Origin of the sequence: Roseibium sp. (assembly GCF_051016195.1) — a bacterium.
Lineage (GTDB): Bacteria > Pseudomonadota > Alphaproteobacteria > Rhizobiales > Stappiaceae > Roseibium.
On the sequence record NZ_CP134616.1, the window covers coordinates 320,711 to 346,427 of the forward strand.

The 25,717-nt window shown below is 56.8% G+C and carries 28 protein-coding genes and 1 tRNA gene; 18 read left to right on the forward strand and 11 right to left on the reverse strand.

Going from position 1 to position 25,717, the window contains the following annotated elements; all coding sequences use genetic code 11:
• Positions 1-25: 25 nt before the first annotated feature.
• Complete coding sequence (locus RDA78_RS01475) at positions 26-346, reverse strand: hypothetical protein (protein WP_434053604.1); 321 nt, start codon at positions 344-346, stop codon at positions 26-28.
• Positions 347-466: 120 nt separating this feature from the next.
• A complete protein-coding gene (locus RDA78_RS01480) occupies positions 467-811 on the reverse strand; it encodes a hypothetical protein (protein ID WP_434053605.1) in 345 nt (114 codons plus the stop codon).
• A 182-nt stretch (positions 812-993) separates the two neighbouring features.
• On the opposite strand from RDA78_RS01480, the gene RDA78_RS01485 reads away from it, so the two are divergent.
• The 3 genes from RDA78_RS01485 (at position 994) to RDA78_RS01495 (ending at position 2,575) form a co-directional block, all read left to right on the forward strand.
• Complete coding sequence (locus RDA78_RS01485; RefSeq protein WP_434053606.1) at positions 994-1,638, forward strand: nucleotidyltransferase family protein; 645 nt, start codon at positions 994-996, stop codon at positions 1,636-1,638.
• A 66-nt stretch (positions 1,639-1,704) separates the two neighbouring features.
• Positions 1,705-2,064, forward strand: a complete 360-nt coding sequence (locus RDA78_RS01490; protein ID WP_434053607.1) for a Rap1a/Tai family immunity protein — start codon at positions 1,705-1,707, stop codon at positions 2,062-2,064.
• Positions 2,065-2,209: 145 nt separating this feature from the next.
• Positions 2,210-2,575 (forward strand): VOC family protein, encoded by a 366-nt coding sequence (locus RDA78_RS01495; protein WP_434053608.1) that lies wholly within the window; start codon positions 2,210-2,212, stop codon positions 2,573-2,575.
• A gap of 31 nt (positions 2,576-2,606) precedes the next feature.
• On the opposite strand, the gene RDA78_RS01500 is transcribed toward RDA78_RS01495, so the two are convergent.
• The 4 genes from RDA78_RS01500 to RDA78_RS01515 form a co-directional block, all read right to left on the reverse strand.
• Positions 2,607-3,278, reverse strand: a complete 672-nt coding sequence (locus RDA78_RS01500; protein ID WP_434053609.1) for a DUF2161 domain-containing phosphodiesterase — start codon at positions 3,276-3,278, stop codon at positions 2,607-2,609.
• A 77-nt stretch (positions 3,279-3,355) separates the two neighbouring features.
• Positions 3,356-5,251: an aminodeoxychorismate synthase component I gene (pabB, locus tag RDA78_RS01505; RefSeq protein ID WP_434053610.1), complete on the reverse strand. Its 1,896-nt coding sequence runs from the start codon at positions 5,249-5,251 to the stop codon at positions 3,356-3,358.
• A 151-nt stretch (positions 5,252-5,402) separates the two neighbouring features.
• A complete protein-coding gene (locus RDA78_RS01510; RefSeq protein WP_434053611.1) occupies positions 5,403-6,893 on the reverse strand; it encodes a methyl-accepting chemotaxis protein in 1,491 nt (496 codons plus the stop codon).
• Positions 6,890-7,213, reverse strand: coding sequence for a hypothetical protein (locus RDA78_RS01515; protein WP_434053612.1), 324 nt, complete (start codon positions 7,211-7,213; stop codon positions 6,890-6,892). Before RDA78_RS01515 ends, RDA78_RS01510 begins: the two co-directional genes overlap by 4 nt.
• Positions 7,214-7,225: 12 nt before the next feature.
• Between RDA78_RS01515 and RDA78_RS01520 the strand changes: the two genes are divergently transcribed.
• Positions 7,226-7,453 carry a hypothetical protein gene (locus tag RDA78_RS01520; RefSeq protein WP_434053613.1) on the forward strand — a complete coding sequence of 76 codons (228 nt, stop codon included), beginning with the start codon at positions 7,226-7,228 and terminating at the stop codon, positions 7,451-7,453.
• Here RDA78_RS01520 and msrA read toward each other — a convergent pair.
• The gene (msrA, locus tag RDA78_RS01525; protein ID WP_434053614.1) at positions 7,441-8,106 is read right to left on the reverse strand and encodes a peptide-methionine (S)-S-oxide reductase MsrA; all 666 of its coding nucleotides are present in this window, start codon (positions 8,104-8,106) and stop codon (positions 7,441-7,443) included. The two genes, RDA78_RS01520 and msrA, sit on opposite strands and share 13 nt — an antisense overlap.
• Before the next feature lie 135 nt (positions 8,107-8,241).
• Entirely contained in the window at positions 8,242-8,625 is a 384-nt protein-coding gene (locus RDA78_RS01530; protein ID WP_434053615.1) for a hypothetical protein, read from the reverse strand.
• Positions 8,626-8,889: 264 nt separating this feature from the next.
• Here RDA78_RS01530 and RDA78_RS01535 point away from each other — a divergent pair.
• The 6 genes from RDA78_RS01535 (at position 8,890) to RDA78_RS01560 (ending at position 13,102) form a co-directional block, all read left to right on the forward strand.
• Positions 8,890-8,979 (forward strand) — tRNA-Ser (locus tag RDA78_RS01535).
• A 130-nt stretch (positions 8,980-9,109) separates the two neighbouring features.
• Complete coding sequence (locus RDA78_RS01540) at positions 9,110-10,312, forward strand: tyrosine-type recombinase/integrase (RefSeq protein ID WP_434053616.1); 1,203 nt, start codon at positions 9,110-9,112, stop codon at positions 10,310-10,312.
• 118 nt (positions 10,313-10,430) lie between these two features.
• The gene (locus RDA78_RS01545; RefSeq protein ID WP_434053617.1) at positions 10,431-11,294 is read left to right on the forward strand and encodes a hypothetical protein; all 864 of its coding nucleotides are present in this window, start codon (positions 10,431-10,433) and stop codon (positions 11,292-11,294) included.
• 89 nt (positions 11,295-11,383) lie between these two features.
• A complete protein-coding gene (locus RDA78_RS01550; protein ID WP_434053618.1) occupies positions 11,384-11,593 on the forward strand; it encodes a hypothetical protein in 210 nt (69 codons plus the stop codon).
• Positions 11,593-12,018 carry a hypothetical protein gene (locus tag RDA78_RS01555; RefSeq protein WP_434053619.1) on the forward strand — a complete coding sequence of 142 codons (426 nt, stop codon included), beginning with the start codon at positions 11,593-11,595 and terminating at the stop codon, positions 12,016-12,018. The genes RDA78_RS01550 and RDA78_RS01555 overlap by 1 nt, the downstream gene beginning before the upstream one ends.
• A gap of 52 nt (positions 12,019-12,070) precedes the next feature.
• Entirely contained in the window at positions 12,071-13,102 is a 1,032-nt protein-coding gene (locus RDA78_RS01560) for a site-specific integrase (RefSeq protein WP_434053620.1), read from the forward strand.
• Positions 13,103-13,260: 158 nt separating this feature from the next.
• Here RDA78_RS01560 and RDA78_RS01565 read toward each other — a convergent pair whose 3' ends face one another.
• On the reverse strand, positions 13,261-13,479 hold the full coding sequence (locus tag RDA78_RS01565; protein ID WP_434053621.1) for a hypothetical protein: 219 nt from the start codon (positions 13,477-13,479) through the stop codon (positions 13,261-13,263).
• Between the two features lie 485 nt (positions 13,480-13,964).
• On the opposite strand from RDA78_RS01565, the gene RDA78_RS01570 reads away from it, so the two are divergent.
• From RDA78_RS01570 to RDA78_RS01580, 3 genes are all read left to right on the forward strand, one after another.
• Positions 13,965-14,831: a nuclear transport factor 2 family protein gene (locus tag RDA78_RS01570; protein ID WP_434053622.1), complete on the forward strand. Its 867-nt coding sequence runs from the start codon at positions 13,965-13,967 to the stop codon at positions 14,829-14,831.
• Positions 14,832-14,849: 18 nt separating this feature from the next.
• A complete protein-coding gene (locus tag RDA78_RS01575; protein WP_434053623.1) occupies positions 14,850-15,239 on the forward strand; it encodes a YybH family protein in 390 nt (129 codons plus the stop codon).
• A gap of 216 nt (positions 15,240-15,455) precedes the next feature.
• The gene (locus tag RDA78_RS01580; protein WP_434053624.1) at positions 15,456-15,830 is read left to right on the forward strand and encodes a winged helix-turn-helix transcriptional regulator; all 375 of its coding nucleotides are present in this window, start codon (positions 15,456-15,458) and stop codon (positions 15,828-15,830) included.
• A gap of 25 nt (positions 15,831-15,855) precedes the next feature.
• Here the strand turns inward: RDA78_RS01580 and RDA78_RS01585 are convergent, their stop codons facing one another.
• Positions 15,856-16,413 carry a TetR/AcrR family transcriptional regulator gene (locus RDA78_RS01585; protein ID WP_434053625.1) on the reverse strand — a complete coding sequence of 186 codons (558 nt, stop codon included), beginning with the start codon at positions 16,411-16,413 and terminating at the stop codon, positions 15,856-15,858.
• Between the two features lie 180 nt (positions 16,414-16,593).
• Between RDA78_RS01585 and RDA78_RS01590 the strand changes: the two genes are divergently transcribed.
• From RDA78_RS01590 to RDA78_RS01610, 5 genes are all read left to right on the forward strand, one after another.
• The gene (locus RDA78_RS01590; protein WP_434053626.1) at positions 16,594-17,607 is read left to right on the forward strand and encodes a zinc-dependent alcohol dehydrogenase family protein; all 1,014 of its coding nucleotides are present in this window, start codon (positions 16,594-16,596) and stop codon (positions 17,605-17,607) included.
• A gap of 13 nt (positions 17,608-17,620) precedes the next feature.
• Positions 17,621-18,364, forward strand: a complete 744-nt coding sequence (locus RDA78_RS01595; protein WP_434053627.1) for an SDR family NAD(P)-dependent oxidoreductase — start codon at positions 17,621-17,623, stop codon at positions 18,362-18,364.
• Between the two features lie 701 nt (positions 18,365-19,065).
• Positions 19,066-21,189 (forward strand): mechanosensitive ion channel family protein, encoded by a 2,124-nt coding sequence (locus RDA78_RS01600; protein WP_434053628.1) that lies wholly within the window; start codon positions 19,066-19,068, stop codon positions 21,187-21,189.
• A gap of 387 nt (positions 21,190-21,576) precedes the next feature.
• A complete protein-coding gene (locus RDA78_RS01605) occupies positions 21,577-22,485 on the forward strand; it encodes a tyrosine-type recombinase/integrase (protein WP_434053116.1) in 909 nt (302 codons plus the stop codon).
• Between the two features lie 3 nt (positions 22,486-22,488).
• Entirely contained in the window at positions 22,489-23,679 is a 1,191-nt protein-coding gene (locus RDA78_RS01610) for an IS91 family transposase (RefSeq protein WP_434053115.1), read from the forward strand.
• An 846-nt stretch (positions 23,680-24,525) separates the two neighbouring features.
• Here the strand turns inward: RDA78_RS01610 and RDA78_RS01615 are convergent.
• On the reverse strand, positions 24,526-25,515 hold the full coding sequence (locus RDA78_RS01615) for a hypothetical protein (protein WP_434053629.1): 990 nt from the start codon (positions 25,513-25,515) through the stop codon (positions 24,526-24,528).
• Positions 25,516-25,717 lie beyond the last annotated feature (202 nt).

A 25,717-nucleotide genomic window follows, 5' to 3' on the forward strand; every position in this document is an offset into this window, starting at 1 on the left:
GCCGCTTCGATGTGATCAGCCCGGCTCAGCGGAAGTTCCGGCTCCGGAAGCACTGGTTGCCGACTGCGCATTTGTTGTTGTCTTTTGTCGGCGCAAATTTCGGGCGCAGCATCTTTGCATCGGGCGAGCAGTAATTTGACGTCGCGACGAATTTGTCGAAGGTCGTCGGACCCGTGGTCATGACGACGCTGCCCCTTTGCTTGACCAGCGCCTGTGCCTGGGCGCAGGTGAGTTGACGCGTGTCTGGCCGCGCCTGCGCATATGCACCGGACACGGATGCCATCAGGGTCGCCGCAGCAACAGCAACAGCCCCCCATCCGGAGCTGAACGATCTGGCATAAGTCATCGAGCACACTCCCCACTGAGCGAGCCGCCGGAAGCCGTGTTCCGACGACTGTCTGTCTCATTCGAACGCATCAATCCCGCATCGCGGCCGTTTACCTGGCCGATACAAGGCATCTGTATTTTAGAAGTCGTTGAACCTCAGGATATTCGGATCAATACAGACGCGCACCAGGCACTGCCGGACATCCTTGGTGGGCACCCACTGCTTGTTCGTGACCTCTCCGTGCTGGCAGAAATTCCGCGTGTAGACGTATCGGTCGAACGTGTATTGCCCGGTGCGAAGGACCGCCGCCCCGTTCTGCTTGATCAGCGACTGCACCTGTCCACAGCTGAGCGAGCGCGTGTCGGGCCTGCCGGACTGCGCCTGCGACACCTGAACCGAAACTGCCGTGAGTGCCGTTGCCCCGACTGCCAACACCATGCATTTGCGCAGGGATTTCGAAAAGTCTTCGGAAAACATCTTCATTCGAACCATCCAAATCTGGCTGCCCCGTCTTCAACATGGCACCGGAAACAGGTGTGTCAAGCAAGAGGCGGATGTACATCTGGTCACTCATTTTCAACTGTGCCCGACGGCCTCGTAAAAGCTACGTATGCTTTGAGCGTCAGAATCGGATAGCGTCGGCGGCCCGGAAAGAGGACCAGCCCATGACGCAACGATCTGGCATCAGCAAGACGGACCTGCTCGGCGATCCGTATCAGGCGCGCGAGGAAGACCGCATCGCCCATTTGCATGACGTGATCGCGTCTGTGCCGCACATCATGGATATCCTTGCCGCCATCCGCGATCTCGATCTGCCCGATGCGTGGCTGGTTTCAGGAGGGCTTTACCAGACCGTCTGGAATGTCCTGACCAACCGGGCGCTGCTCCATGGCATCAAGGATTTCGACGTCATCTATTTTGACGGGCAAGACCTTTCCTACGAGGCGGAAGACCAGGTCATCAGGCGCGTCAACGAAGCTCTGCCTGAATTCGCGGATCTGCTTGAAGTCCGGAACCAGGCTCGGGTCCACCTGTGGTACGAACAGCGCTTCGGTCGCCCCTACCGGCCGCTCGATTGCTCCATGGACGCGCTGACGACCTATGCGGCCCGAACGCATGCGGTTGCAGCGCGCCTGACAGCAAGCGGCACGCTCGACATTCACGCGCCATTCGGGCTGGCGAACCTCTTTGCCATGCGTCTGGTGCCGAATTACGTACAGCCGAACGAGGAGACCTACATCGAAAAGGCGAAGCGGATGAAGGATCTCTGGCCTGAGTTGGAGGTGGTCGCGTGGCAGCCTGCCAGGTAATCACCGATTGACATCTCCAAAACTCTGTAGAGAGGTGTGACAAGCACACAAGAGGGGAGGAACCAAATGCGGACATTCGGATTGGCTTTGGCAGTCATTGCCCTAGTCTCGCTCATGGATGCGAAACCGGCGCATGCCATATCAGGCAACGATTTGTTTTCGGCCTGTCAGTATGGCCGGCCAGTCAGCAAGGATGTCTGCTACGGTTATGTCGTCGGTTCTCTTGCGCAAATATCAGCGGGCACCCAGAAGGCGAAACGGGACGGCACCGAATATCCGTGGGACATATGCATAAGCAACGAATACTCTTACAAGCAGTATGTCGAGCTTTTCGTGGAGTATCTTCGCAACAACAAGGCGCAACGACACCTCGATGCGTCCTGGCTTTTCCTGAGCGCGATGGAAGATGCCATTCCCTGTAACTGAGCTTCTCGTTACAAGGGAACAGAAAACCCACGCGAGTTCCAACCAAAAGATTCTCCACGCTGCGTGTGCAGCATTCGCAGACCACCCAAGGCGTGTGTTAAACTCGCTAGCGTGACCGCCTGAAAACGCTGAGCAGGAGATTGGCATGGCTACATTTCGCTACATTGTCGACGACGTCGATCAAGCGGTGTCTTTCTACAGGGATCAGCTCGGTTTCGTGCTCGATCAGCAGTATGGACCCGCCATGGCGATTCTGAGCAACGATGATCTGCAGCTTTGGCTTGCAGGTCCGCTGGCTTCGGCGTCCAAGCCGATGCCGGACGGCTCAAAGCCGGCCCCGGGCGGATGGAACAGGATTGTCGTGGTCGTTCCGGATATCGCCGCGAAAGCCGGCGATCTTCGCGGCGCCGGCGTGCGCTTCAAAAACGATATCGTCGAAGGCCCGGGCGGCCGGCAGGTCCTGTGCGAGGACCCGTCAGGCAATGTCGTGGAGCTGTTCCAGCCGGGCTGAGGTCCGTGCGCCGTCTGACGGGGGCACAATATCAGGCGTCCTGTTCCCGCTCTGCGAGCGACTGCATGCCCCTCGGAGTTAATCCGTAGATGCCGCGTTCAACGCGCTCGAACCAGCCATAGTGATCATCCGCCATCATCCGGGTTGCCCGGGCAACACCCGTGGCTTTGGCCACGTCCGCGCCGCGGCTCGGGCCGTTGGTACTCAGATGGTCCGCGCAACGCAGCGCATCCTGGCGGTAAGCGGTCACCAGCGTGACGCGTGTCGACCCGCCCGTGTTGGGATCGCCGACGCGCCTGGCAAATTCCCTGAGCAAACGGTCCTTGCGCGGCTTTGATTTTCTGGGCACGTAAGGCGCCGGATCGGCGTGAACCTCAATCAGTCCGTCGGCCAGCCGGACCGTGATCACGCCAAGACCCAACTGCCGCGCGAGCTTGAGATTATTCTTCAGGGCGGATTGGAAGCGCCGCCCGGACCCACGCGCAACGGCAACATAGACCGCGTCCGTCACCGACTGGCGCGCAATGGCCTGGTGGAAAAGACTCAGCGTGAAGCCTGTCTTCAGCTCGACGATTACCGGATCCTCGTCTCCCCGGCACGCAACGATATCCGCTGCCCCGACTTCGGCTTTCACCTCGTATCCCTGTTCGGTGAGGTACGCTTTGACAGGCTGATAGAGTTCGGTTTCCAGAATGCGGCCCATCAGGCGATCCTAAGCGTGCGCGCGCCTGCGAACAACATTGGGGAAGACGTCATCCAAAAGAGGCTTCACGACCGGTCTCAACCTGCCTGGCGCGCAACGATCGGCTCGGCGGCATGCGCGTTGTCTTTGCCTGCAGCTTGTGCCGTGGCCAGAAGACGCCCACGCACCAGTCCCCGGACGGAATTGCCGACAAAGACCGTTTCGGCGGTTGCCAGATCTTCCTCTGTCAGATCGGCTTCCCGCGCCAGTCCGCGCTCCAGCAATCCTGCGCGGAACGTGCCAGGCAGCAGACCGTGGTGAAGGGCCGGCGTCAGCAAGATTCCGTCCTTTTTGAGGAACAACGTCATGTAGCTTCCTTCGGTCAGGAAGCCGTCTTCGTTCACAAACAACACTTCCTGACACCCGGTTTCTGCCTGGTAGCGCGCGCGGGTTTCATCGTAAAAAGCGCGGTTCGTCGTCTTGTGATAGAGGAAGCGGTCGGATGACCGTGTTCTTTCCGTCGCCAGAACGAGATTAAAAACCGTGTTTGCATCCACGGGCGTCAGGTCGGTTGAGGTGATGGAAATCTCACCATCCGCATTCATGAGCAGGCGCACCCGCCGGGGCCCGGTGAAGTGTGAAGCTTTTTGGAGCAATTCGGCGCGAACGGCGTCCGGATCTGACCGGAAGCCGAGATAGTCCGCGGATTTCTGCAACCGCTGCAAATGCCGTTCAAATAGCAGAAAGCCCTCCGAAGGATCATACGCCATTGTCTCGATCAGATCGAAATCCGGAATATCCTCGGTCATGAACTTGAGCTTGAGAATGCACTCGTCATATTCAGGCGCAGCACCGGAATCGAACACGACCCCGGACCCGGTCCCGGCCTGGCCCGTACCATCGTCGCGAAGCACAAGCGTCCGGATCGCGACGTTCAGGCGAAAGTCCCCGCCAGGCGCGAGATAGCCGATGGACCCGGTATAGATGCCGCGCGGCCCGCTCTCCAGATCGTGCGCAATCTGCATCGCGCTGAGCTTCGGTGCACCGGTAATGGACCCGCATGGAAAGAGGTTCCGGATAATGCTCGAAAACCCGGCGTGTCCGGGAAGCTTCGCCTCGATGGTCGAGGTCATCTGGTGAAGGCTCTTGTAGCGCTCCACCTCGCACAGTTTCGTCACCCTGACAGAACCGGTGTCGGCAATACGCGACAGGTCGTTGCGCATCAGATCCACGATCATCGTGTTTTCGGACCGCTGCTTGGGATCGCTGGCCAGATCCCTCGCGATCCTTTTGTCTTCCGAAGCGAAGCGGCCCCTGGGCGCGGTGCCTTTCATCGGCCGTGTGCGCAAGACGTCCCGCTGCCGTTCCAGGAACAGCTCCGGCGACAGCGACAGAACCGACCTGTCCGGCATGCGGATGAACGCGGCGAACTCGACAGGCTGACGCTGCATCAGATCCAGAAAGAGCGCTTCGGGAGCCCCCTCGTGGGACAGCTGAGCCCGCATGGTCAGATTGACCTGGTAGATGTCGCCTTTTGCCAGATGATCGCGGACACGCTCAAACGCGGTGGCATAGGTCTCCCGCTCCATGTCGAAGACCGGCGCACCGAGCGCAGCATCCTCCGACACGGCGGACCGGGACAACAGCTCTTTGGCCACATCGATAGGGATTTCGCGCACACTGTCGTAAATGCCGAACCACAGCAGGGGCTCATCCGTTGGTTCGAAGCGGTGCTTGAGCTTTTCCTCGAACGCGAAACCCAGTTCGTAAGCGAGAAATCCAGCGGCGAACCTGCCCTCGCCCTGCGCGGCTTCCAGCCTTGCAAGACAACCCGGCACGTTTTCCAGCGCGGTGCAGGAGACGATCTCGGCGGGGTTTTCAAACAGTCTGGCGGAGCGCTGTTTCAACAGGTCGAGCAACAGTACCGATCCGGGCAGAAGCTTGCCTTCGGTTGCCACATGCCGATTTCCGATGCAGGCAGACGTCTCGACCATTTTTTGCCCTGTGCCAGACCGCTCAGTTGTCTTTCGAAGTGCGGCTCATGACATCCGAGCGGCAACAAGTCAAACACTCTGTACTCAGGATAAAAAAAAGGCCGGCTCAAGTGTAGCCGGCCTTTTTTTCCGATGCGTCATTTTTGGTTGATTAAGCGGCAGCCACATCCTGCAGGAAGGCATCGATGGCGTTGCGCATCTCGGATGTCTCCGCGTCCAGGACCTCCGTTGCATCCGCCATGGAAGATGCGGAGCGGCTGGTGCGCTCGACCGATTCGCGGACGCCGCCGATGTTTTCCGCAACCCGGCCGGTGCCGTCGGCTGCCTCGGCGACATTGCGCGAAATCTCCTGGGTCGCTGCTCCCTGTTCGTCAACGGCAGCGGCAATGGCGGCCGTGTAGCTGTTGACCTCGTCCATGGTTTCCGCGATCGCGCCGATCGATTCAACGGCACCCTTGGTTTCCGCCTGGATGGCCGAGATCTGAGCACCGATTTCCTCGGTCGCCTTGGATGTCTGTGTCGCGAGTTCCTTCACCTCGGAGGCGACAACCGCAAAGCCCTTGCCGGCCTCACCTGCCCGTGCGGCCTCGATCGTGGCGTTCAGGGCAAGCAGGTTGGTCTGTTCGGCGATCGCCTGGATCAGCGTAACGACTTCGCCGATACGGTTGGCAGCTTCCGACAGCCCCGCGACCTTGCGGTTGCTGGTCTGCGCGTTTTCCGTCGCCTTCATCACGATTTCGGTTGTCTGCTCGACCTGACGCGAGATTTCGGCAATCGACGAGGACAGCTCTTCTGCCGCCGAAGCCACCATCTGCACATTCGACGATGCAGTTTCTGAGGCGTCGGAAACCGAGGTCGCACGACCGGTGGTGTCCTGGGCAACGGCACCCAGCTCCTCAGCGGAGCCGCGCATCTCGGCAACCTTGACCCCGACACCATCAAGCTTGGAGGCAATTTCCTGCTGGAACACGGCAATCCGTTCGCTGACCGTGTGCTGCTTTTCCAACTCCGCATCCGTGTGGCGGGAATTCTCCTCTTGAAGCAGGAGCGCTTCCGACTGGGCTTTTTCCGCCTCTTCGCGCGCCTGGTCAGACGCTGTGAACGCGGTTGCCAGCGAGTTTGTCATCCACCACAACGCACCGACCTCAGCAACCACAATGAGTGCGTGAAACACAACCCGCGCGAAATCCGCACCGTTCGGAAACACGGCCCAGGGCATGAGAAAGTTCAGTGCCAGGTGATGCACGGCAACGACCGCTGCATAGGCGACAAGCGCACGCCAATCGACCCAGCTCGCCAGGATCGCGAGAACCGCGAAGAAATACATGTGGCCGTCGAGCTGGAACGAGTTCTGTCCGTCCGGTGTCGACAGGGCAGCAACGAAAAGCGCGACGAGGCCGGCAAGGGACATGGCGGTCGCCAGGCGCGTTTCGACGCCTGCACCGAATTTCAGCCAGCAGGCCGTCGCGGCCGCACCGAGCAGAAATGCGCCACCGACAACAAGGCCGATCGAGACATTGCCGACCAGCCAGGCCGCGACTGCAACGAGGCCAACATTGAACCACGTGAAATAGATCACGATCTTGGAAAACCGCTCCCGAAAGCAATCCAGGCCCGAGACCCCCGCCGCCATTTCGCTCATGAATTCTTCTCCAGTGAAAGGCCCGACAAGCGCGCGCACGCCATTGCGACAGCGCTTGAGGCAACAAATCCGGCACCTGCATCGTAGAGCCGGCTAACTAACTCGGTGTCGGTGGATTCCGTCAACGCGATCCAGGTTCCGTTCCGCACGAAGATCACCGGTGCCTCGGTTGCAGCAATGACTTCAACGGCGGACTTGCCCCACGGCTTGGCGAAAACGGCAACGGGACCGGCACCACTTGGCACCAGGGACGCAGACAGAACGACCGCGCTGCAGATCAGAAAATAGACGGCCGCAAAAAGCTTTGCGAAGCGGCTCATCGTGAGACCCCCATGTACACCTTCTCCGGTGTTGAAGATCTCGCTGTTATTTTAATAAAAACTGAATTATCGCTGAGAAACGAACGAGATATACGACTTTTTCGCGCGTTTGAAGAAACCGGACGAGTGCACCGCGCAGGAAACCCTGTCAAATTTCCCGATGCCAGACAAGGCACGGATGCTCGCGGCGGCCAGACCGCCGCAAGCCGTTTCTATCTGCGCCACATTCAGGCCGGTTGACCGATCCCGGCCGGGCAGGCAACCCCGGTTCCGCCAATGCCGCAATACCCCGCCGGGTTCTTTGCCAGATACTGCTGGTGATAGTCTTCGGCAAAGTAGAACGTATCCAGTTCGCGGATTTCGGTTGTGATCGACGCGGACACGCCACCCTTGGAAAGGGCTGCCTGGTAGGCATCCCTTGTTTTCAGTGCAAGCTCCAGATCGCCGGCAGCATTGACATAGACTGCAGACCTGTACTGGGTGCCGGTGTCGTTGCCCTGCCGCATCCCCTGCGTCGGATCGTGGTTTTCCCAGAATACCTTCAACAGGTCTTCCAGGCTGATCACTTCAGGGTCATACACAACAAGGACCGCTTCCGTATGACCGGTCCGTCCGGTGCAGGTTTCGTGATAGGTCGGGTTCGCCGTGTAACCGCCCGCATAGCCGACGGCGGTGACGTGGACGCCCGGCAACTGCCAGAACAACCGCTCCGCGCCCCAGAAACAGCCCATCCCGAGGAGCACGGTCTTCATGCCTTCCGGATAGGGAGCCTTCATCGGGTTGCCGTTCACGAAGTGTGCTTCGCCGGGTTCAATGGCCGCGTCGCGCCCCGGCAGGGCTTCGTCCTTGCCCGGCAGGGAGAATTTTTTGGTGAGCATGGTCATGAAGGACATTGGCAAACTCCTGGAAAGGCCGGCCCTTCCCCGTCACGCGGGAACGGCCGGAACGGCGTCACAAGCATTGCCCGTAATGTGGCGTACTTGTGAGCCGTTTCCAAGTGAGTTCACGAATGCGTGTCTTGCCGAACCTCAGGCGAATTGCGGCTGAATGCGTCCGCGGCGGGCGCCCATCCAGAGAAAGCCGAGGCCAAGCGGTGCGGCAACGGCCCAGACCGGCCAGGTCATCAGCGTCAGCAGAACCGGATCCCAAAGTGCCGGATGAACATGACGTTCAATGGCGGGCTGGAGGATCGGAAACGTGTCGGGGAAGAGGCTGAACAACAGCTGCCCGAGCGGCTGGAGCTGAACCTGCGACTGAGCAATGGAGGTGCTGGCGTCGGAAATGCCGGCAATTATGGCGATGGCGAGAAATGCCAGACCCGTCAGGCGAAAAACAAATTTAACAATACTAATCATGTCGGTACCGACCTTTTTCAAGGTGCCCTTCGTTAATATCCCTTTGGTTTCAAGCACGTCGGCCACTTCAAAAACAAAGCACGCCTCAACGTCCTTAGAGTAATATCTCAATTTTCTTGTTCAATAATTGATATGCAACACATTCTTGTGAGTTCCATCGAAAAAGCCACTCCGGATTTGCGCTCGAGCGGCACCTCGCACCCTGAAATGAGGAGCATGCTCCACAGCCCGTCAAGCGTTCAAAAAAAACGTGTTTGGGCGCTTGCACTTGGGATCAGGCTGAGTATATTGCGCGGCACTCAGGCGGGTTCAGCCTGGAACGGACAGGTGGCCGAGTGGCTGAAGGCGCACGCCTGGAACGCGTGTATACGGGCAACCGTATCGAGGGTTCGAATCCCTCTCTGTCCGCCATTCTACCCACATCTTGAGTTTCTTCCAGACCTGTACATTGGCTTAATTAAGCCAAAAAGCGGACGGACTGCTCGTCTCGCTATGCCGTTCGCGTTAATTCGATTATACTCGATTTCGTACACTGTGTGGTATGAAGCGTGGTATAGTTGCCTTTGTCATGATTTCTGGGAAGCTCACAAAACGTGCTGTTGAGAAGCTTGGTCCAGGCCGGCACGGCGACGGAAACGGGCTTTATCTTGTTGTCGATCCGTCGGGCGCTCGGCGGTGGATTGTGCGGGTTACAGTCAAGGGACAGCGGAACAGGCAGGGCAAGCCGCTGCGCACCGATTTCGGCCTTGGTGGCGCCGATATAGTGACGCTTCAAGAAGCCCGTAGCCGTGCTCTGGAATTTCGTCGCCTGGCCAAGCAGGGGTTGAACCCGCGCTACAATGCCAAGAAGGAAATACCCACATTTGAAGAGATAGCGCGCCAGGTTCACATCGATCGGCTGCCGACTTGGAAGAATGATAAGCACGGCCAGCAATGGATCAACACCCTTAGGGATTATGCCTTTCCGAAATTAGGCCATCTTCCCGTAGATGGCATTGGCCAGCCCGAAGTGCTTGCCTGCCTGTCGCCGATCTGGACGGCAAAGCCTGAAACTGCGCGCCGATTGATGCAACGGATGCGGGTCGTGTTGGAAGTCGCTAAGTCAAAAGGCTTCCGGCAAGGGGAGAACCCTGTCAACGAAGTCAAGAATGCCGATGTGCTTCCCAAGGTGAAGGCAAAGGTCAGACATCACAGCGCAATGCCTTGGCAAGAAGTACCCGCATTTTATGCCGACGTTCGCAAACGATCGGCAATGGCCGCCAAAGCACTCATGTTCACGTGTCTGGCGGGGGCCCGAACTGGTGAAGTGCTCGGCATGCGCTGGAAAGAGATCGATTTTGACGACAATCTCTGGACCTGCCCAGCCAATCGGATGAAAACCGATCTTGAACATCGCGTGCCTTTAACGGACGAAATGCTCTCCATCATCGAGCCTTTGAAGGCACTGAACTCTGAATTCGTTTTCGAAGGTCAGAAGCGTAACCGACCGCTGTCCAATATGGCGATGCTGATGCTCTTGCGCCGCATGAAGATAGAAGGCGTCACCGTTCACGGCTTCCGATCCACGTTTCGGGATTGGGCCAGTGAATATGCCCATGCGCCCCGCGAAATTGCGGAAATGAGTCTCGCTCACCGAATCGGGTCAGCCGTCGAACAGGCCTATGCGCGCTCTGATCTGCTCGAAAAGCGGCGGGAACTGTTGATAAAATGGTCCGAATTTGTGTCTGGCAGCCAAGGCAGTTGAAGCGTTTCTAGCAAAAGTCTCAAAAGTTTAATGCACAAAGGCAACTGTTTCGGGGACTTAGTGTATTCAGTGTGAAATTCGAAATAATTCAATCAACGCCATTGTAATGCACTAAGGGGTGAGTCAGCCTACCTTTATGCAACACCTTGGTTTCAGAACCCTGCCGGCCGAAGACGTCCAGAAACTCTATAGCATAGTCAATGTGATGCTTGCGCCATTCGGCAGAGCAGTCGAGCCAATGGTTGGTGTGTTTTCGGAAAGACAACCACCGTTCGATGTCAATAAGCCTACGCAATTCGACTCAAAACAAGAATTTCAAAGGCAATATGATGCGGTCACAGCCGGCCTGGAAAACCTGCAATCCTTTTTCCAGGCAGTGTTTCCCGACGAAGAAAATGACAAAACACAACGAGAATATTTGGATCTGGCAATCGCAATTGACGTCATCATGAGAAAGTCGTTGCCGCGAGCGTCTCCCGACACCTGCACCGATCTTGTCCGTCGAAACGTTGTCGAAATCGGGGGCTTTAATGTAGGTCTTCATGTGATGAATGACTTGCGCAACGCATTTCAAGAGCGTTTGCAGGAATTGGAGGATCAGCGGGAACAGTTTTGGAACCTGCCTCATCGTGCGCCTGACTACTATGCGCGGGCAATCGCCCTGAGGTTGGCAAGGCTTTATGCAAGAGAGGTTGGCGAGCGTCCAACTTATGGAACATCCGGGGAAACGGGTGAACCTTCTACCGGCTACACCCGGGCATTGCGAGATGTCTTCGAAATCCTGGAGATAGATGCACGCGAAAAGATTTATGCGACCTGGGCTGTGAAACATTTGAATGACGATGATCTGAAAACGGCTCGTCCACCGGGCCTCGCAACCGTGGGCGGTTTGTTCCAGGTCGGAACCAAGAAACAGGACGAGAGGAGTCTCCTCAAAGCCAGCGCTCGCGTTTCAAAACCGAAAAAAGACCCGAAAGACTAAGACCTTCTTTTGATCGTCTATCGGCATTTTTTCAAACGTAATCGAGAATGATCAAACGTGGCCAGCGTTAACCAGCAAGGGCCACGATCATGGCAAGACTATTCGACAACACCCGGGCATACGTGCTCGGCGATCCGGAACTCGACATCATTGGCAACCGCGAGAAGCTTGCCCAATGGCGTCACCGCGGCACCGGGCCAGTTTTCTATCGGCTCGGACGCAAGATTATTTACCAGGGTACTGATCTGAATGCCTGGGCTGAGGCAAACCGCGTTGAGCCAACCGGAGTTCGTGACTGATGGGCGGGCGCATCAGCGCTGCCCGCGTGAAGGCACACCACACTTACACGGTCGAGGAAGCTGCCGAGGCCGTCAATGCAACACCGCAGACAATCCGCGCGTGGACCAAACGCGGTCTTCATGTCCTGAATGAGACCCGTCCATTCCTGATCCTCGGATGTGCTTTGAAAGCCTTCATTGAAGACATGAAGGCAAAGAGGAAGCGTCCGTTGAAGATCGGACAGTTCTACTGCATGCGCTGCAAGGACCCCCGCGGCGCTGCCTTTGGAATGGCGTCCTATCACCGCAAAGATACATCTGGCGGAGTAATGATTGCCTTTTGTGAGGAGTGCGAGGGGTCGGTTCGCGTCAACGTCAAAAAGGCCGATCTGCCAGCCTGGGACGAAATTTACGAGATTGATGGCAGCGACAGTCGAGATCCCTAAGGGAACCCTTGAAGCACAGGTAAAATCATCACTTCAGCCATGAGGCAAAATCATGCGGAAATTCAACGCGGAAAATGAGCGTATCAAACGAGAGTATCTGATCTATTTGCGCGAGGCAAAGGGCCAAGATGAGAGCTCACTGGACAAGGTCGCAGCCGCGCTCTTGGGCTTTGAAGAAGCGATCGCATTCAAATCGTTCAAGGCGTTTCGGCGTGAGTGGGCGACCAAATATAAAACCCACATGAAGCGGCGGAAGAACGCACGCACCGGCAAGCAACTTGGCGTGACCACCCGCGATGCCTCCCTTCGATTGGTCAAGGCCTTTGTTGAATGGCTTTCCACCCAAGCCGGCTACCGGACCCGGATCACGTATTCGGACGCCGCATACTTCAACAACAACGCCCGCGAGGCGCGTGCTGCCCATGCCCAGCGCCCGGTTGCATATCCTTCAATCGAACAATGCGACCACGCCTTTCGGCAGATGCCGGAAAACGACATATTCGCGCGGCGTGATAAGGCTGTCTTCGCGCTTCTGATGTTGACGAGTGCAAGAGATGGCGCCGTAGCCTCCCTGCGGCTCGGTCACATCGATCTCGTTGAGCGCATTCTCTATCAGGATGGAAGGGAGGTGAAGACAAAGAATGGCAAGTATATCGAATCAAACTTCCTGCCGATGGATCCAATGTACCAAAACTGTCTGGAGAATTGGGTCACGTATTTGCGCGAGGAGCTGATGTTTGGACCCGCAGACGCAATGTTTCCGAAGGCAGAAATGGGCACGCCAACGGGAAAGTTCGCTGTCGCCGGACTTTCGCGCGAGCCTTACGCGAACGGGCAGAAAATAAACCAGATATTCAAATCAGCTTTTCTCAGCGCGGGCATGCGGCCGTTCAGCGCTCATACCCTGCGCAAGACCCACGCTATGCTGATGGACAAGATCTGTAACACGATGGAGGATCGCAAGGCATTTTCTCAGAACATGGGTCATGAACACCTCGCAACAACGATCTCCGCATACATGCCCGTGACGCTGGAAAGGCAACGTGAGATTATTCGGAGTTTGGGCGAAAAGGGAGAGCAGTAGAGCTGGGGCTCAACGCTATCTTTCGGTGGGTTTTGATATCGCGTCGCAACGAATGTCCCACCAGGGCGGAAAGCGGACGTTCATTGCGTTGCCAAACTGGGAGTGCCTTACACGCTGACCATTTCGTCGCTGAAGGTCCCGAGTGTGGTTCTTTGGAGCTAGTGGGTTTGGCTGTAAGCGCGCGTTTCTGTCTCCGTCCAAATGACACCGCGCGCAACCAGCAATGGATTGGCAAACCGTTGAGCGATGTTGACGCGTTCGATCGGAACACCTGCCTTGCGCATCCGAATGGCGTATTCTGCAACTATCGCAGAATCGTCTGCCAGAAAACGACCTTCCTTCAACAACCATTCAGTGATTTCTTGTACTTCAGACAACACCGATATCCTCCTTACCGTTCCCCCGCAGGCTCCATTGCCACGGACATGGCGCGTTCGTCCAGCATCGCAGTGCCAGATTATCCGCGATGTGTTTGAACGCAGCGCCAGCACTCCGATTTAGTGCGGGTAAAAAAAATATCAAATTTACACTGCGAACCGATCAGTTCGAGCGGAATTATTGCCTGAAAATACATGTAGTTATAAGAATATGGTATGCTTTACCATACCTTGTTACTTGAAAGTGCGTAATTGATACTTCGTTCTATTTCAATACCTTGCATCCTCGTGAATGTCGGCAGGATTTTTTCAGCGAAACACAAGATCCGCTGATCCCGGTTCGCCCAGTTTCTGTCTGGTTCGAACCAGCCCCTGGCCCGCACACGGTCGGTCCCGCATTCACCAGGTCATGTTTCGCGGAGCAAGGCACTTGCACAATCGCGAGCTTCAGTGGTCGGAACGGATCGATATCGGAGGAATTGGAGATGGTTCTTTTCACCAAATCAAGACCCTACGCACTGGTCCTTGCATTGATCGGCGGCCTATTCGCCGGCGCGTTCACGTCTGCCGGATCATCAGCAGCGGGAAAAGAGGAAAAAATGAGCCCCAACAAGCTACTTCTCACCAAAGCAATGGACGCACTTTTTCGCGATTTCAGCGAAGAAGACATGCGGCGCTACTACACCGCCGACTACATTCAGCACAATCCGAGTGTGCCCACAGGCCTGGACGCGGTGATCGGCCTCTTGCCAGTCCTGAAAGGAGCCGGTTTTGACTATGAAACCCATCGCATGATCGAAGACGGCGATCTGCTGCTGACCCACACCACTTACTCGAACGCCTTTGCCTTTGGTGCGGAAACAGTTGTCGCATTCGACCTGTGGAGGGTGGAGAACGGCCGCATCGCAGAACATTGGGACGCGATCATCCCGCTCCATGAGGAAACCGCCAGTGGTCGAAGCCAGACCGATGGCATGACAGACATCGTCGACATAGACAAAACGGAGGAAAACAAAAAACTGGTTGAAGCATTTGTCCGGGAGGTCCTGATCGGGGGGAATGTCGGAAAGATGTCCGACTACATCAAGGACGGGCGCTACGATCAGCACAATCCGGTTGTGAAGGACGGACCGGATGCACTCGCAGAAGTTCTTGATGAGATCACGAACACCCGGATCCACCGTATCGTTGGCGAAGGAAACTTTGTGCTGACGCAGAGCGAGGGATCCTGGAATGGAGTTCCCATGGCGATCTATGACCTTTTCCGTGTCGAAAACGGTGCCATCGTTGAACATTGGGACGTGCTGCAGGAAATCCCGACAGAAATGGCTCACCAGAACGGCATGTTCTAGAAGCAGGTGCAGGAAGACATGAACCAAAACAAGCACGACATCATTCGGGTCCTGCGGGATTATCAGGACTTTGTGAATGCGAGTGACGCTGAAGGTCTTGCAGCCTTGTATCATGAAAACGCTATCCTGATCCCGGACAGGATGAGCCTCTGCGAGGGTGTCGACGCCATTCGAACCTTCTACAAATATGCTTTCAGCGTTCTTGAACTGAACCTCGAGTTCACGATCAATCCTGAGCAGATTGTCGTCGACAGCGGCTTCGCCTTTGCGACGACGCACTCCACCGGAACACGGCTTCTCAAACAGGAAGAGCGGACGGTGCCGGAAATCAACCGGGAACTCTGGGTCTTCGAAAAGGCGTCCGATACCTGGGGTATCTCAAGGTATTGCTTCAACAAGGCCTCCTAGATCCAGTTTGCGCGCGAATGTGCGGTTACTTACGGAGACTAGGGTCGCGCTCTGCTGCGCGGCCTTGACCGTCCCCTGTTTGCCGCCTGTGAACGGCAACTAAAACGGCCAGCCGACAGGCTTGAGCCGCTTGCGTGGCCGCAGAGCCAATGTGCTGAAAATCCAGTTTGTCTGTCAGGCACGTAAACATCCGAGACATCGGTCGGAGGGATTGAAATGCTGCCAATTACGGTCACGAACAAAATGGAAGCGGCTGTGTGTCCGATCCGAAACATCTTGTCCCGGGTTACCGGCAAATGGCAGATCCTGATCCTTCTTTGTCTTGAAGACGGCGCGCTCCGGTTCGGTGAAATAAAGCGTACTGTCGGCGATGTCACCCAGCGTGTCCTTACGGAAAACCTGCGCAGCCTCGAACGGGACGGTTACCTGACACGAACTGTACACGAAGGCCCGCCCCTGGCGGTGTCATATTCACTGACAGAGCGCGGCCGGTCACTGGTCGAACTGATCCGGCCGCTGGTCCATTGGGCTGTGGACCGGTTGGAGGATATCAAGAAATCGCGGTCCGATTTCGACATGCGCGCGCGGTAAGGTGCTGCGAAGGCTGACGAGAAACTCAGGGCTGAGACCAGGGCAACCCGGCAACCATGTAATCCACGACGGCCTCAAGCGCGCTCCGGGTCTGCGGAAACCGCGAAACGGCTGACAAGGCTGCAAATTGTGCGAGCACATAATTCAGAACCGCGGCCGGTTCCGCGTCGACGCGGAGTTCGCCGGATGCCTTGGCCTCTTGGATGCGGCCCTGCAGCAGTTCCAGCGTTCGGTCTTGAATAGAGGCGATTGTCCTGGCCACCGGTCCCTCGGTGAAGGCCCCGGTGAGCGTCACGTCGGTCAGGAAACACCCTTGCGGGTTGTCGGGGTTGAGGATCCGGTCGATTGACGTTCTAAAACACCCCGCAATTGCCGATCGGAAGTCGGGCGCCGTCTCCAAAAGTCGTTCTCCAGGGCGGATGTGCGTCTGATAGTAGGCGTCCAGGGCCTTTGCAAAAATGCCCTCCTTGTCTCCAAGGGCGCGGACGACGGTGGGCTTGGTGACACCAAGTTCTGAAGCGACCTGATCCAGGGTCAGACGATCAAAACCATCGCGCCAGAAAAGGCGCACGATTGTCGGCATGCTGTGTTCCGGGTCAAAGGTTTTCGGTCTGCCTGCGGGCATTTTATACTCTCAAGTATTTTATTTATTGACCGCCGCTGACGGCGCGCTAATGTATAACGTACCAGCGAGTATTTAATCAACTGATGACGTTCGAAGCGTTCTCGGGCTGGTGCTTCCGTTTTGAACGAGGAACCTTTTATGTCACAAAAATGGATGTTGAAACCGGGCGAAGGGCCAGATTCACTGCGCCTGGTTGATTTGCCACCTGAACCTCTCTCCTCCGGGTCAGTGCGTGTTGCCCTCAAAGCATGGTCACTGAATGCCCGCGACTTCATGGTCGCGCACGGCCAGTCACCTGTACCGGTTGCACCGGAGCTCATTCCGCTTTCCGATGCAGCAGGGATCGTTGAGGAGGTCGCGAATGACGTGGTCCGTGTGCGGGTGGGCGACCGCGTTGTCGTGACGTTCAATCCCGCTCATCAGAGCGGTTCGTTTGAACCCCATATGGCGGCCCATGCACATGGAGAAATGGCCCAGGGTCTGCTCGCGAGGGAACGCGTGGTTGACCAGATGGCGGTGGTAAAGCTGACGGACAACCTAACGCTGGAGCAAGCTGCCTGTTTGCCTTGCGCCGCCGTAACCGTCTGGAACGCGCTGTTTGAAGCGGGCCCGCTCTTCCCCGGCCAGACAGTTCTCGCAACGGGAACCGGTACGATTTCGCTTACGGCCATGCAACTGGCAAAGGCAGCGGGTGCACGCTTCGGCATCACTTCCTCCGATCCTGCAAAATTGGAGAAGGCGATGCAACTGGGCGCCGACTTCGGGGTGAACTACCGCAAGCGCCCGGATTGGGATGTTGCCGTCAAGGAGGCGACAGACGGCAAAGGCGCCGATGTGGTTCTTGAAACAGCCGGCCCCCCGTCCGTGGCAACCGCTGTCCGGGCGGCAGCACAAAACGGACGGGTTGCGCAAATCGGCCTTAAAGCAATGGATGGACCCGCGATCAGCATGCTCGATCTGATGCTCTCCGGTGTGCGTGTGGTTCCGATCATGGTCGGATCCCGCGTCATGCTGGAACGGGTCGTTGCGGCAGCTTCTGTCAACGCGCTCAATATTCCCGTTGAGGAAAGCTTCCCCTTCGCCGACGCCCACGCAGCTTTTTATGCCGCTGCATCCGGAACCGGCTTCGGTAAAATCGTTATCTCCAACTAGGCAGAGGTTTTCAATGACCAGGACACTCGACGGAAAAAGCGCGCTCGTTACGGGCGCCAGCCGCGGTATTGGTGCCGTCATCGCAAGGCGACTTGCAGCGGACGGCGCACACGTAACGTTGACTTACGCATCCTCGAGCGGCGCGGCTGATGCTGTTGTTACCGAAATCAAAAACTCGGGCGGGCAGGCACGCGCGATTGCCGCAGATGCCCGACAAAGTGGCGCCAGTGCGAACGCGGTTGCCGACACTGTTGCGCATCAGGGCGGGCTGGACATTCTGGTGTCCAACGCAGGCATCAACATCAGCAAGCCGATTGAGCATCTCAGCGATGACGACTACGAGGCCGTGTTCGACATCAATGTCCGTGCCTCCTTCGAGATCATACGTGCAGCATCCGCCCAAATGCGGCCTGGCGGCCGGATCGTTGCCGTCACCGCAACAATTGCGAACAGCTACTTTGCGCCCGGATTGGCGCTTTATGGGGCCAGCAAGGCAGCCGTAAATGGATTGGTGCAGGGTTGGTCTCGCGATCTGGGGCCAAAGGGAATTGCGATCAACGCGATCGTGCCCGGTCCAATCGATACCGACATGAACCCCGACGGGACAGAACTCTCGGGTTTTCTGAAAAGCCAGGTGCCCCTGGGTCGCTATGGCAGGTCTGAGGAGATTGCGGCCCTGGCAGCATTTTTGGTCGGCCCCGAGGCCGGATTCATCACCGGCAGCCGAATCATTATCGATGGCGGACTGACCGCATAGGGCGAAGCTCACGAAATCGGGTTCGGCCTCAAAGCCGAACCCTTGGCGCTGACACCTGTTGTTGTGATACCGATGAAGCCGTAAGCCAATCTCCCCTCCGGGCCGGAAACGACTATGCGCAAAATGGGTGGTAAACCGATCTGGTCTCCGCACACAGTGCCGGGCTCTTTCTGGCCGTGCAAACTTCGCATCTTGGCGGATCATACGCTGAGAGTCACCACGAACAACGTGTTCTCATTTAACGTTCACAGGCGCGCCGATAGGATCGTTCCTTGGTGTCGACCCGGTTACAGGCAAGGAGATTGAGGCCACTTCGATCGAGATCGCGATAGTTGAAAACGCACTGATCACGCACACCTACCATCTCGAAGATTGGACCAGTGTGATCAGCCAAATCACGGCACGGGAACTGACACGCCAGTCCCAATGAATACGGAAAAACCCATAGTAACATTGGTTTGGCAGCGCTTGAGATCGGGCGCGGACTCAATTCTGGATCGCCAATGAATTTCGACCCTCTGAAGCGTCTCGCCTCGTGTCGCATATTGCCGGAAACTTTGCTGTTCTAATCGATATTGGATTCCATGGCGCGGACCCGAACAATGAGCTAAATTCTCTCAACAAATGGCAGCGAGAACCAGATGACACGAATGCAATTGCGACGACCGTTTGCTTTTCTTTTTGTCAGCGGACTGTTGGTCTTGTGGCTGACATTGGCCGGCAATGCCCGCGCCGAGGACGAACCGATTGCAATTCCCACAGGACTGACTGAAACCGAATTCCAGGCTCTTCTGGGTCGGTTGAGTGACGAACAGGTGCGGGACATCCTGATTGCCGAATTTGCCGCCCGGCGAGCAGAAGAGACTGCTCCGGGTGACGGTCTGCTGGCAGATGCAAGGCAGATTGGCGATGCACTGACGTCGAATGCCAGCGGCCTGCTGGCAAAGTGGCCCGAATTCGGTGACGCCTTTAGAGCGATTGCATCGAGGATGTCAGAGGCAGGTGGCCTAAGCTTTGCGCTGATAGCACTGCTGATCTGCGCCGCTGCGGGATTTGTCGTCCGGCATTTCTGGCGCCGCCGGGCAGCTCTGCGGCAGATCGCCCTTGCTGAACGCAATGTAGAAATAGGGTCATACGGTTCGGTCGGCACGATTGCCGATGCTGGCCTTTTCGTGGTGATCGAACTATCGAGTTCACTCGCTTTTGCAGTAACAGCGCTGGCGACCCTGTATCTCTTTTTCCCGAATGAAGACCTCAGGATCTTCGTTTCAGGTTACATCTCACTGATTACGGTGGTGCTCATCGTCCGGTCCGTAATCGACTTCATCTTTCCACAGAACTGGCCGATTTACAGGCTCGTCGCGATCAGCGACGACGCAACGCGTCTGGTGCACCGCGTTGTGCTTGGGTTGGCGGCATTGTGGATGTTCGAAACGACCACATCCGACCTCATGGCCCGGTTCGGAGCGCCGGCCGGTACGCCCGACCTGTTCAGTTTGTTGCTCGGTGTCGTCTGGATCACTGGCACACTGGTGGGCCTGTACTTGATCAATCGCGCCACTACAGAGCTTCTCCCGCCCGGGGATGCGCCGGGACTGGGCAACATGCTCGCCAGAAATTGGGCAGTGCTGATGGCGATCGCACAAGTGATTATCTGGGTCCTGTTTACCGGGGGTTCCCTGGTCGCCGGTGATGTCGATGTCGTGGCCGCGGGCGTGTTCAAGACGCTTATTGTATTCATTGCGTCTTGGATGGCCTACCGGATCTTGATCCATTACCTGCGCGCTCAGGATATCGATGTGGCGATCCGCGCGGCCATCGCGCGGACAGCCAGCATTTTTCTGTCAGTTGCCGGGCTGCTCATTGTGTTGGCCATTTGGGGTTTGGACCCGGTGACGCTCGCCGCAGGCGGCACGACCGGACGCGCACTCCAGGCAGTGATCAACGTCGCATTGACGGCGCTTGTTGGATGGACAATCTGGGACTTCATCCGAACCATAATCGATGTTCGAAACGCGGCGGAACAGCCGGACGAGGATGAGGAAGCTGCCGACGGTGAAGGCGGGCTCGGTGCGAGCCGGACTGCAACGCTTCTCCCTTTGCTTCGGTCCTTTGCCTTCGCGGCAATCGGCCTCACCTGCCTGTTCGCGGCACTTTCCAGCCTGGGCATCAACGTTGCGCCGCTCATTGCGGGCGCCGGGGTTCTCGGTTTGGCGATTGGCTTCGGCGCGCAAACGCTGGTCAAGGACATTGTTTCCGGCGTTTTCTTCTTGATCGACGACGCATTTCGGCGCGGCGAGTACATAGATCTCGGATCCGTGAAGGGTGTCGTCGAACGCATTTCGGTCAGGAGCCTGCAACTGCGCCACCAATTGGGTGCTGTCCACACGATCCCCTTTGGCGAAATCGCGGCATTGACCAACTACTCCCGCGACTGGGTCATCATGAAGCTGCCGCTACGCCTCACCTTCGACACGGATCCTCACATGGTCAAGAAGATCGTGAAGCGTATCGGCGCCGAGCTTATGGAGGACGAGTTGCTGGGAGACGGACTGCTGGACCCGCCGAAATCGCAAGGTGTCATTCAGATGGAAGATTCTGCAATGATTCTGCGGGTCAAGTTCAAGGCGATCCCCGGCAAGCAGTTTGCGATCCGACGTGAACTGCTGCACCGGATCCGCGCTGCGTTCGAGGAGGCAGGCATTCGCTTTGCCAGCCGTGAGGTGACTGTGCGCGTGAGTGAAGAATCGACCAAACAGGAAAAGATGGAGGCGATTGGTGGAGCCGCATCGCGGGCCGTGGAAGCGGAACAGCCTGCAACCTGATCCATTCGAACCAAATTCACTTATCCGGCCTATGGCACTGCATGAACAATCTCGCGCGGGTCGCATCCGAAAGCGCAAACAGTATTGGATTTCTGCTGAAACCTCGTCGCGAATGCTTCCTTGTTGCTATCCGGCTGTCTTGCATTGGGAATAGTTTGAACGTCAGCGATGCTTAGCCAGAAAGCAAAACCTTACGATTTGCTTGGGCTCGCAGCCGACGTTCGATGCAGGCGGCACCAAGGTCCGCTTCGGGCCGAGGAACGAACCCGCTGCGCGGGAGGTCGCGCGTGGCAAGGACACGGCAAATCCTTGACGGCTGTGTTTTGATTGAGCGTCGGCGGTCCTGAGCGGACCATTTGGTTCCTTTCAACCAGAAGGAACCAAACAATGACCGAAGTTACATCCATTTCCCCCGTCAGTCGGTTGCGGCAGCGACTGATCGAAGATATGAACCTGCGCCACTTCTCCATGGAGACGCAGCGCAACTACACGCGCGATGTCGGACGTTTCGCGACTTATCTCGGTCGACCTCCCGATACGGCTACAGCCGAAGACCTGCATCGATTCCAGATCGAGCAGCGCGAAGCCGGTGTCCCGGTGCCGACGATGAACAGCATCGTGTCGGCGCTGCGCTTCTTCTTCACCAACACGGTCGACCGGCCGGATCTAGCGCGCAAGCTGGTTCGAGTGAAGAGCATGCGCAAGCTCCCTGTTGTTCTGAGCCGGGACGAAGTGACCCGTCTGCTCAACGCGACCACCTGCCTCAAGCACCAGGCGGCCCTGTCGGTCGGCTACGGCGCAGGCCTTCGTGTCGCGGAGATATCGATGCTCAAGGTCCGCGACATCGATAGCGAGCGTATGCTGATCCGGGTTGAGCGCGGCAAGGGCGGACAATATCGCAATGCCATGCTGTCCAAAGACCTGCTCACCCTGCTGCGGCACTGGTGGAAGGTCGGCCACCAGCAGGGCGTGATGCATCGCGACGGCTGGCTGTTTCCGGGACAGCATTACTCTAAGCCGATCAGCACGCGTCAGCTCCACCGCATCGTCGTCGAAGCGGCACGGGCCGCCGACATCGGCAAGCGGGTCTGCCCGCACACTTTGCGCCACAGCTTCGCCACCCATCTGCTGGAGGACGGCATCGATATCCGGGTGATCCAGGTCCTGCTCGGGCATGCCAAGCTGGAGAACACCGCCTTTTATACCAAGGTCGCGACCCGTACGGTGCGCACTGTCATCAGTCCGCTCGACAAGCTCGGTATCTTCTCTGTCGCAGACACCGCGCCCGATGGCTGAGGCGTGTCCGCCTCACTTGAGGTCGCCGACATCTTCCGCGCTGCCGGGCCCGCCTACCGGGCTTCTCATGCCGGACACCTGAGCCTCGCCCAGCTCAGGGTGATGTCGGCGGTCGAACACTGCCGCACAGCTGCATTGGGCGGCCACGTCGAAGCCTGCGAGGACTGCGGCCACTGGCGCATCGCCTATAACAGCTGCCGCAACCGACACTGCCCCAAGTGTCAGGGCGCTGCCGCGCGCGCCTGGTTGGCCGAGCGGGAAGCTGACCTCTTGCCGGTCGGCTACTTCCATGTCGTCTTCACGCTGCCCGCCGAGGCCGCCGCCATCGCCTTCCAGAACAAGGCTCTGGTCTACGATCTGTTGTTCCGCGCCGCGTCGGAGACGATGCTGATGATCGCTGCCGACCCGAAGCACCTTGGCGCCCGCATCGGCATCACAGCCGTGCTGCATACTTGGGGATCGGCGATGACCCACCACCCCCATGTGCACATGATCGTGCCGGGCGGCGGCATCTCGCTCGATGGGACGCGCTGGATATCGTCGCGCCCCGCATTCCTCTTGCCAGTGCGGGTGCTGGGCAAACTGTTCCGCCGCCTGTTTCTGACCCGGCTGATCGCGCTTCACGATAAAGGACAGCTCGCCTTCTTCGGATCGATGGCCCCATTGGCCGAGCGGCGCGCCTTTCTGAAGCATCTATCACCGGTGCACAAAAAGCGGTGGGCCGTCTATGCCAAGGCCCCCTTCGCCGGACCGGAGGCGGTTCTTGCCTATCTCGCTCGCTACACGCACAGGGTCGCCATCTCCAATCGCCGTCTCATCGGCTTCGACGAGAACGAGGTCACCTTCCGTTACAAGGACTACCGCCGCACTGGTGCCGACCAGCGGCAGGTCATGACCCTCTCCACCGACGAGTTCATCCGCCGCTTCCTGCTCCATGTCCTGCCGCGCGGCTTCCACCGTATTCGCCACTACGGCCTTCTTGCCGGCAGCTCTCGCAAGACCAGCCTCGATCGCGCTCGAGAATTGCTGAGCGTTGTCCCACAGCCCGAGGATGACGAACCAGAGGTGTCCGATGCACGGCCGCCATGTCCTTGCTGCGGTGGGCACATGATCATCATTGAGACCTTCGCCCGCTGGCAACAGCCCCGGGCACCACCGCACTGCGCCGCGTCAAACCGGGAGACTGGGCCATGACCCGGCATCGACAGACTGGACACCATCCCGGAGCCTTTGCGCTCCGGCGAAGGCTCCGCTGTGCCCAAGCCGCCATTCCAACCGTTGCGATGATCATCAGCACCGCTCGGCCACATCACTGGCAACACACGAAACCGGTTGTTGGCGGTGCAAACGTATCAGACGATACGCTCCCTCAAGCGACCAACGTAGGGAACAAGACCAGCCGGAAATAGAAATCCCCATAACACAGTATCTGCGGCACGCGGGTTCGGTCCTCGGGGACTTTCGTACGCCTGACGGCACCCGAAACTCTTCACGAAAGCGGACTGACAGGTTTCAGCGTTTGAGATGAGTTAGCTGTCATTGAGCGCAACTGTCTCCGCGCCACGGGAGAATTCACAATGTCTTTCTGCCATATCTAACTATTGAGGCGCCTACGCTCTGCTGGAAGGAGGTCCTACGCGGTGCAAGGCGTTTTGGTCGTTTAGGAACAACAACCCGGAATAGCCGAAGCACTGTGTCGAAAGCCGTTCTACGCCGTGGCTTATCCTCATCTTTCTCAACGTTGAAGCGGACCCTTCACCCTGCTTGGTTATGACCAATCCCAGAGTTGATAATTTCTTTAAGGAAATTGGGTGAGTTGAATACGATCCCTTCTGCAACTTGATCGGCTTATTCGCCAGTGTTCTTCTTGCCATGTGATTTCAATGCTCGTTGAATCTCCCTGTTCACACAACCGTTTCGCGCGCCGGGATCAATCAAAGGCCACATCTGTTTTTCCGCCGATCGACCACCTCTCTATTCCAAGACGGAGCGATGCATCAACATCGGCCAGTAAAGTTCGGTGTTGCTTTTCTTCGAATTTCAGTTTTCAGAGTAGTCTAAAAATACTTGGCTTCCGGTACCCAAAACTCCAATGCCGAAAGCTGCGTTCGGGTCTACGTCGATCTGTTCAATGTGAAATAGCTCGTTGTCAACATACAATTCCACACGTCCATTTGTTTCCACTATCGATAGTTTATAGGGTCTAATTTTATCAGGCCCGACCGGTAACGCAAAAGACAGAGTGTTAGGATAGTCGGAAAGCTTAGCACTCTGAACTATTACATGTGCCCAAACGGACTGATTAACTTTTCTGTCGTGCGCAATAATTTCAAATTTCTTTACATGAGCTTGATCGAATGGGTATGTTTCTCCATAAACTCTAACAAATTTCAAGTAGCCGCCAATATTTAGTGTGTAAAGATAATAGTTGTTTTGATTCTTGTAATTGTAAACAAGTCCAATCCCATCAGCGCCCGTGCCTTCGAGGTGTTTTACCGTTGTGGAAAATGTCCTTCCACCGGGTCTACCAATAGACCTATACAAACTTAACCACGGCAACGTGCTGGCAATCTCGCCAGGGGTCCGAATAAATTCTACAAAGAATCCGTCCTGATTTTTTGTGGTCTCGTGTTGAGTTCCGTCCTGGCTGCGTGACAGCAATCCTGTCACTTTAGAGTTAGTCAACGCGGGCTCCAAGGGGCCAAATCGCGTTGTTTTTGTAGCTGATTGTTCTGGAATAAATATAGCTTGACTATTCGGCGGTGCTGGTGATGCGTTTTGCAGGAATTCGCAGTTCAGACTTCCGACATGGAGTTTGGTATACTCTCGGTCGATTGGGGTCAGTTGCTCAGGATAATTGTTCAATAGGTTCTCTGCGGCTCTGCACTGCTCGTCGCGAGTAACAGCGTCTAATAGCACCGTCATTGCCTCATCTTTGCTCAAAGCAAATACAGGGCTCAAACCCGAAATCAGACAGATTGCTGCGAGAAGTATAGCGGAGGTTGCACTAACAACGAGTCTACTAATCATAGTTCATCCCCCCAATTCGCAGTGAACTTAGTGAAACAATTTACGCTGTTAAAATTGTTTAATCGTGATTGTATGCTCCCAGTTCAGAAATTTGCAACTAGAATTGGTTTCGACTCAGTTTTGCAGACAATTCAATCTCGATATCAGATGTCATGTACAATTTTTGGTCTAGAAAATAGACAGCAGTTGGCCTAACAAATAC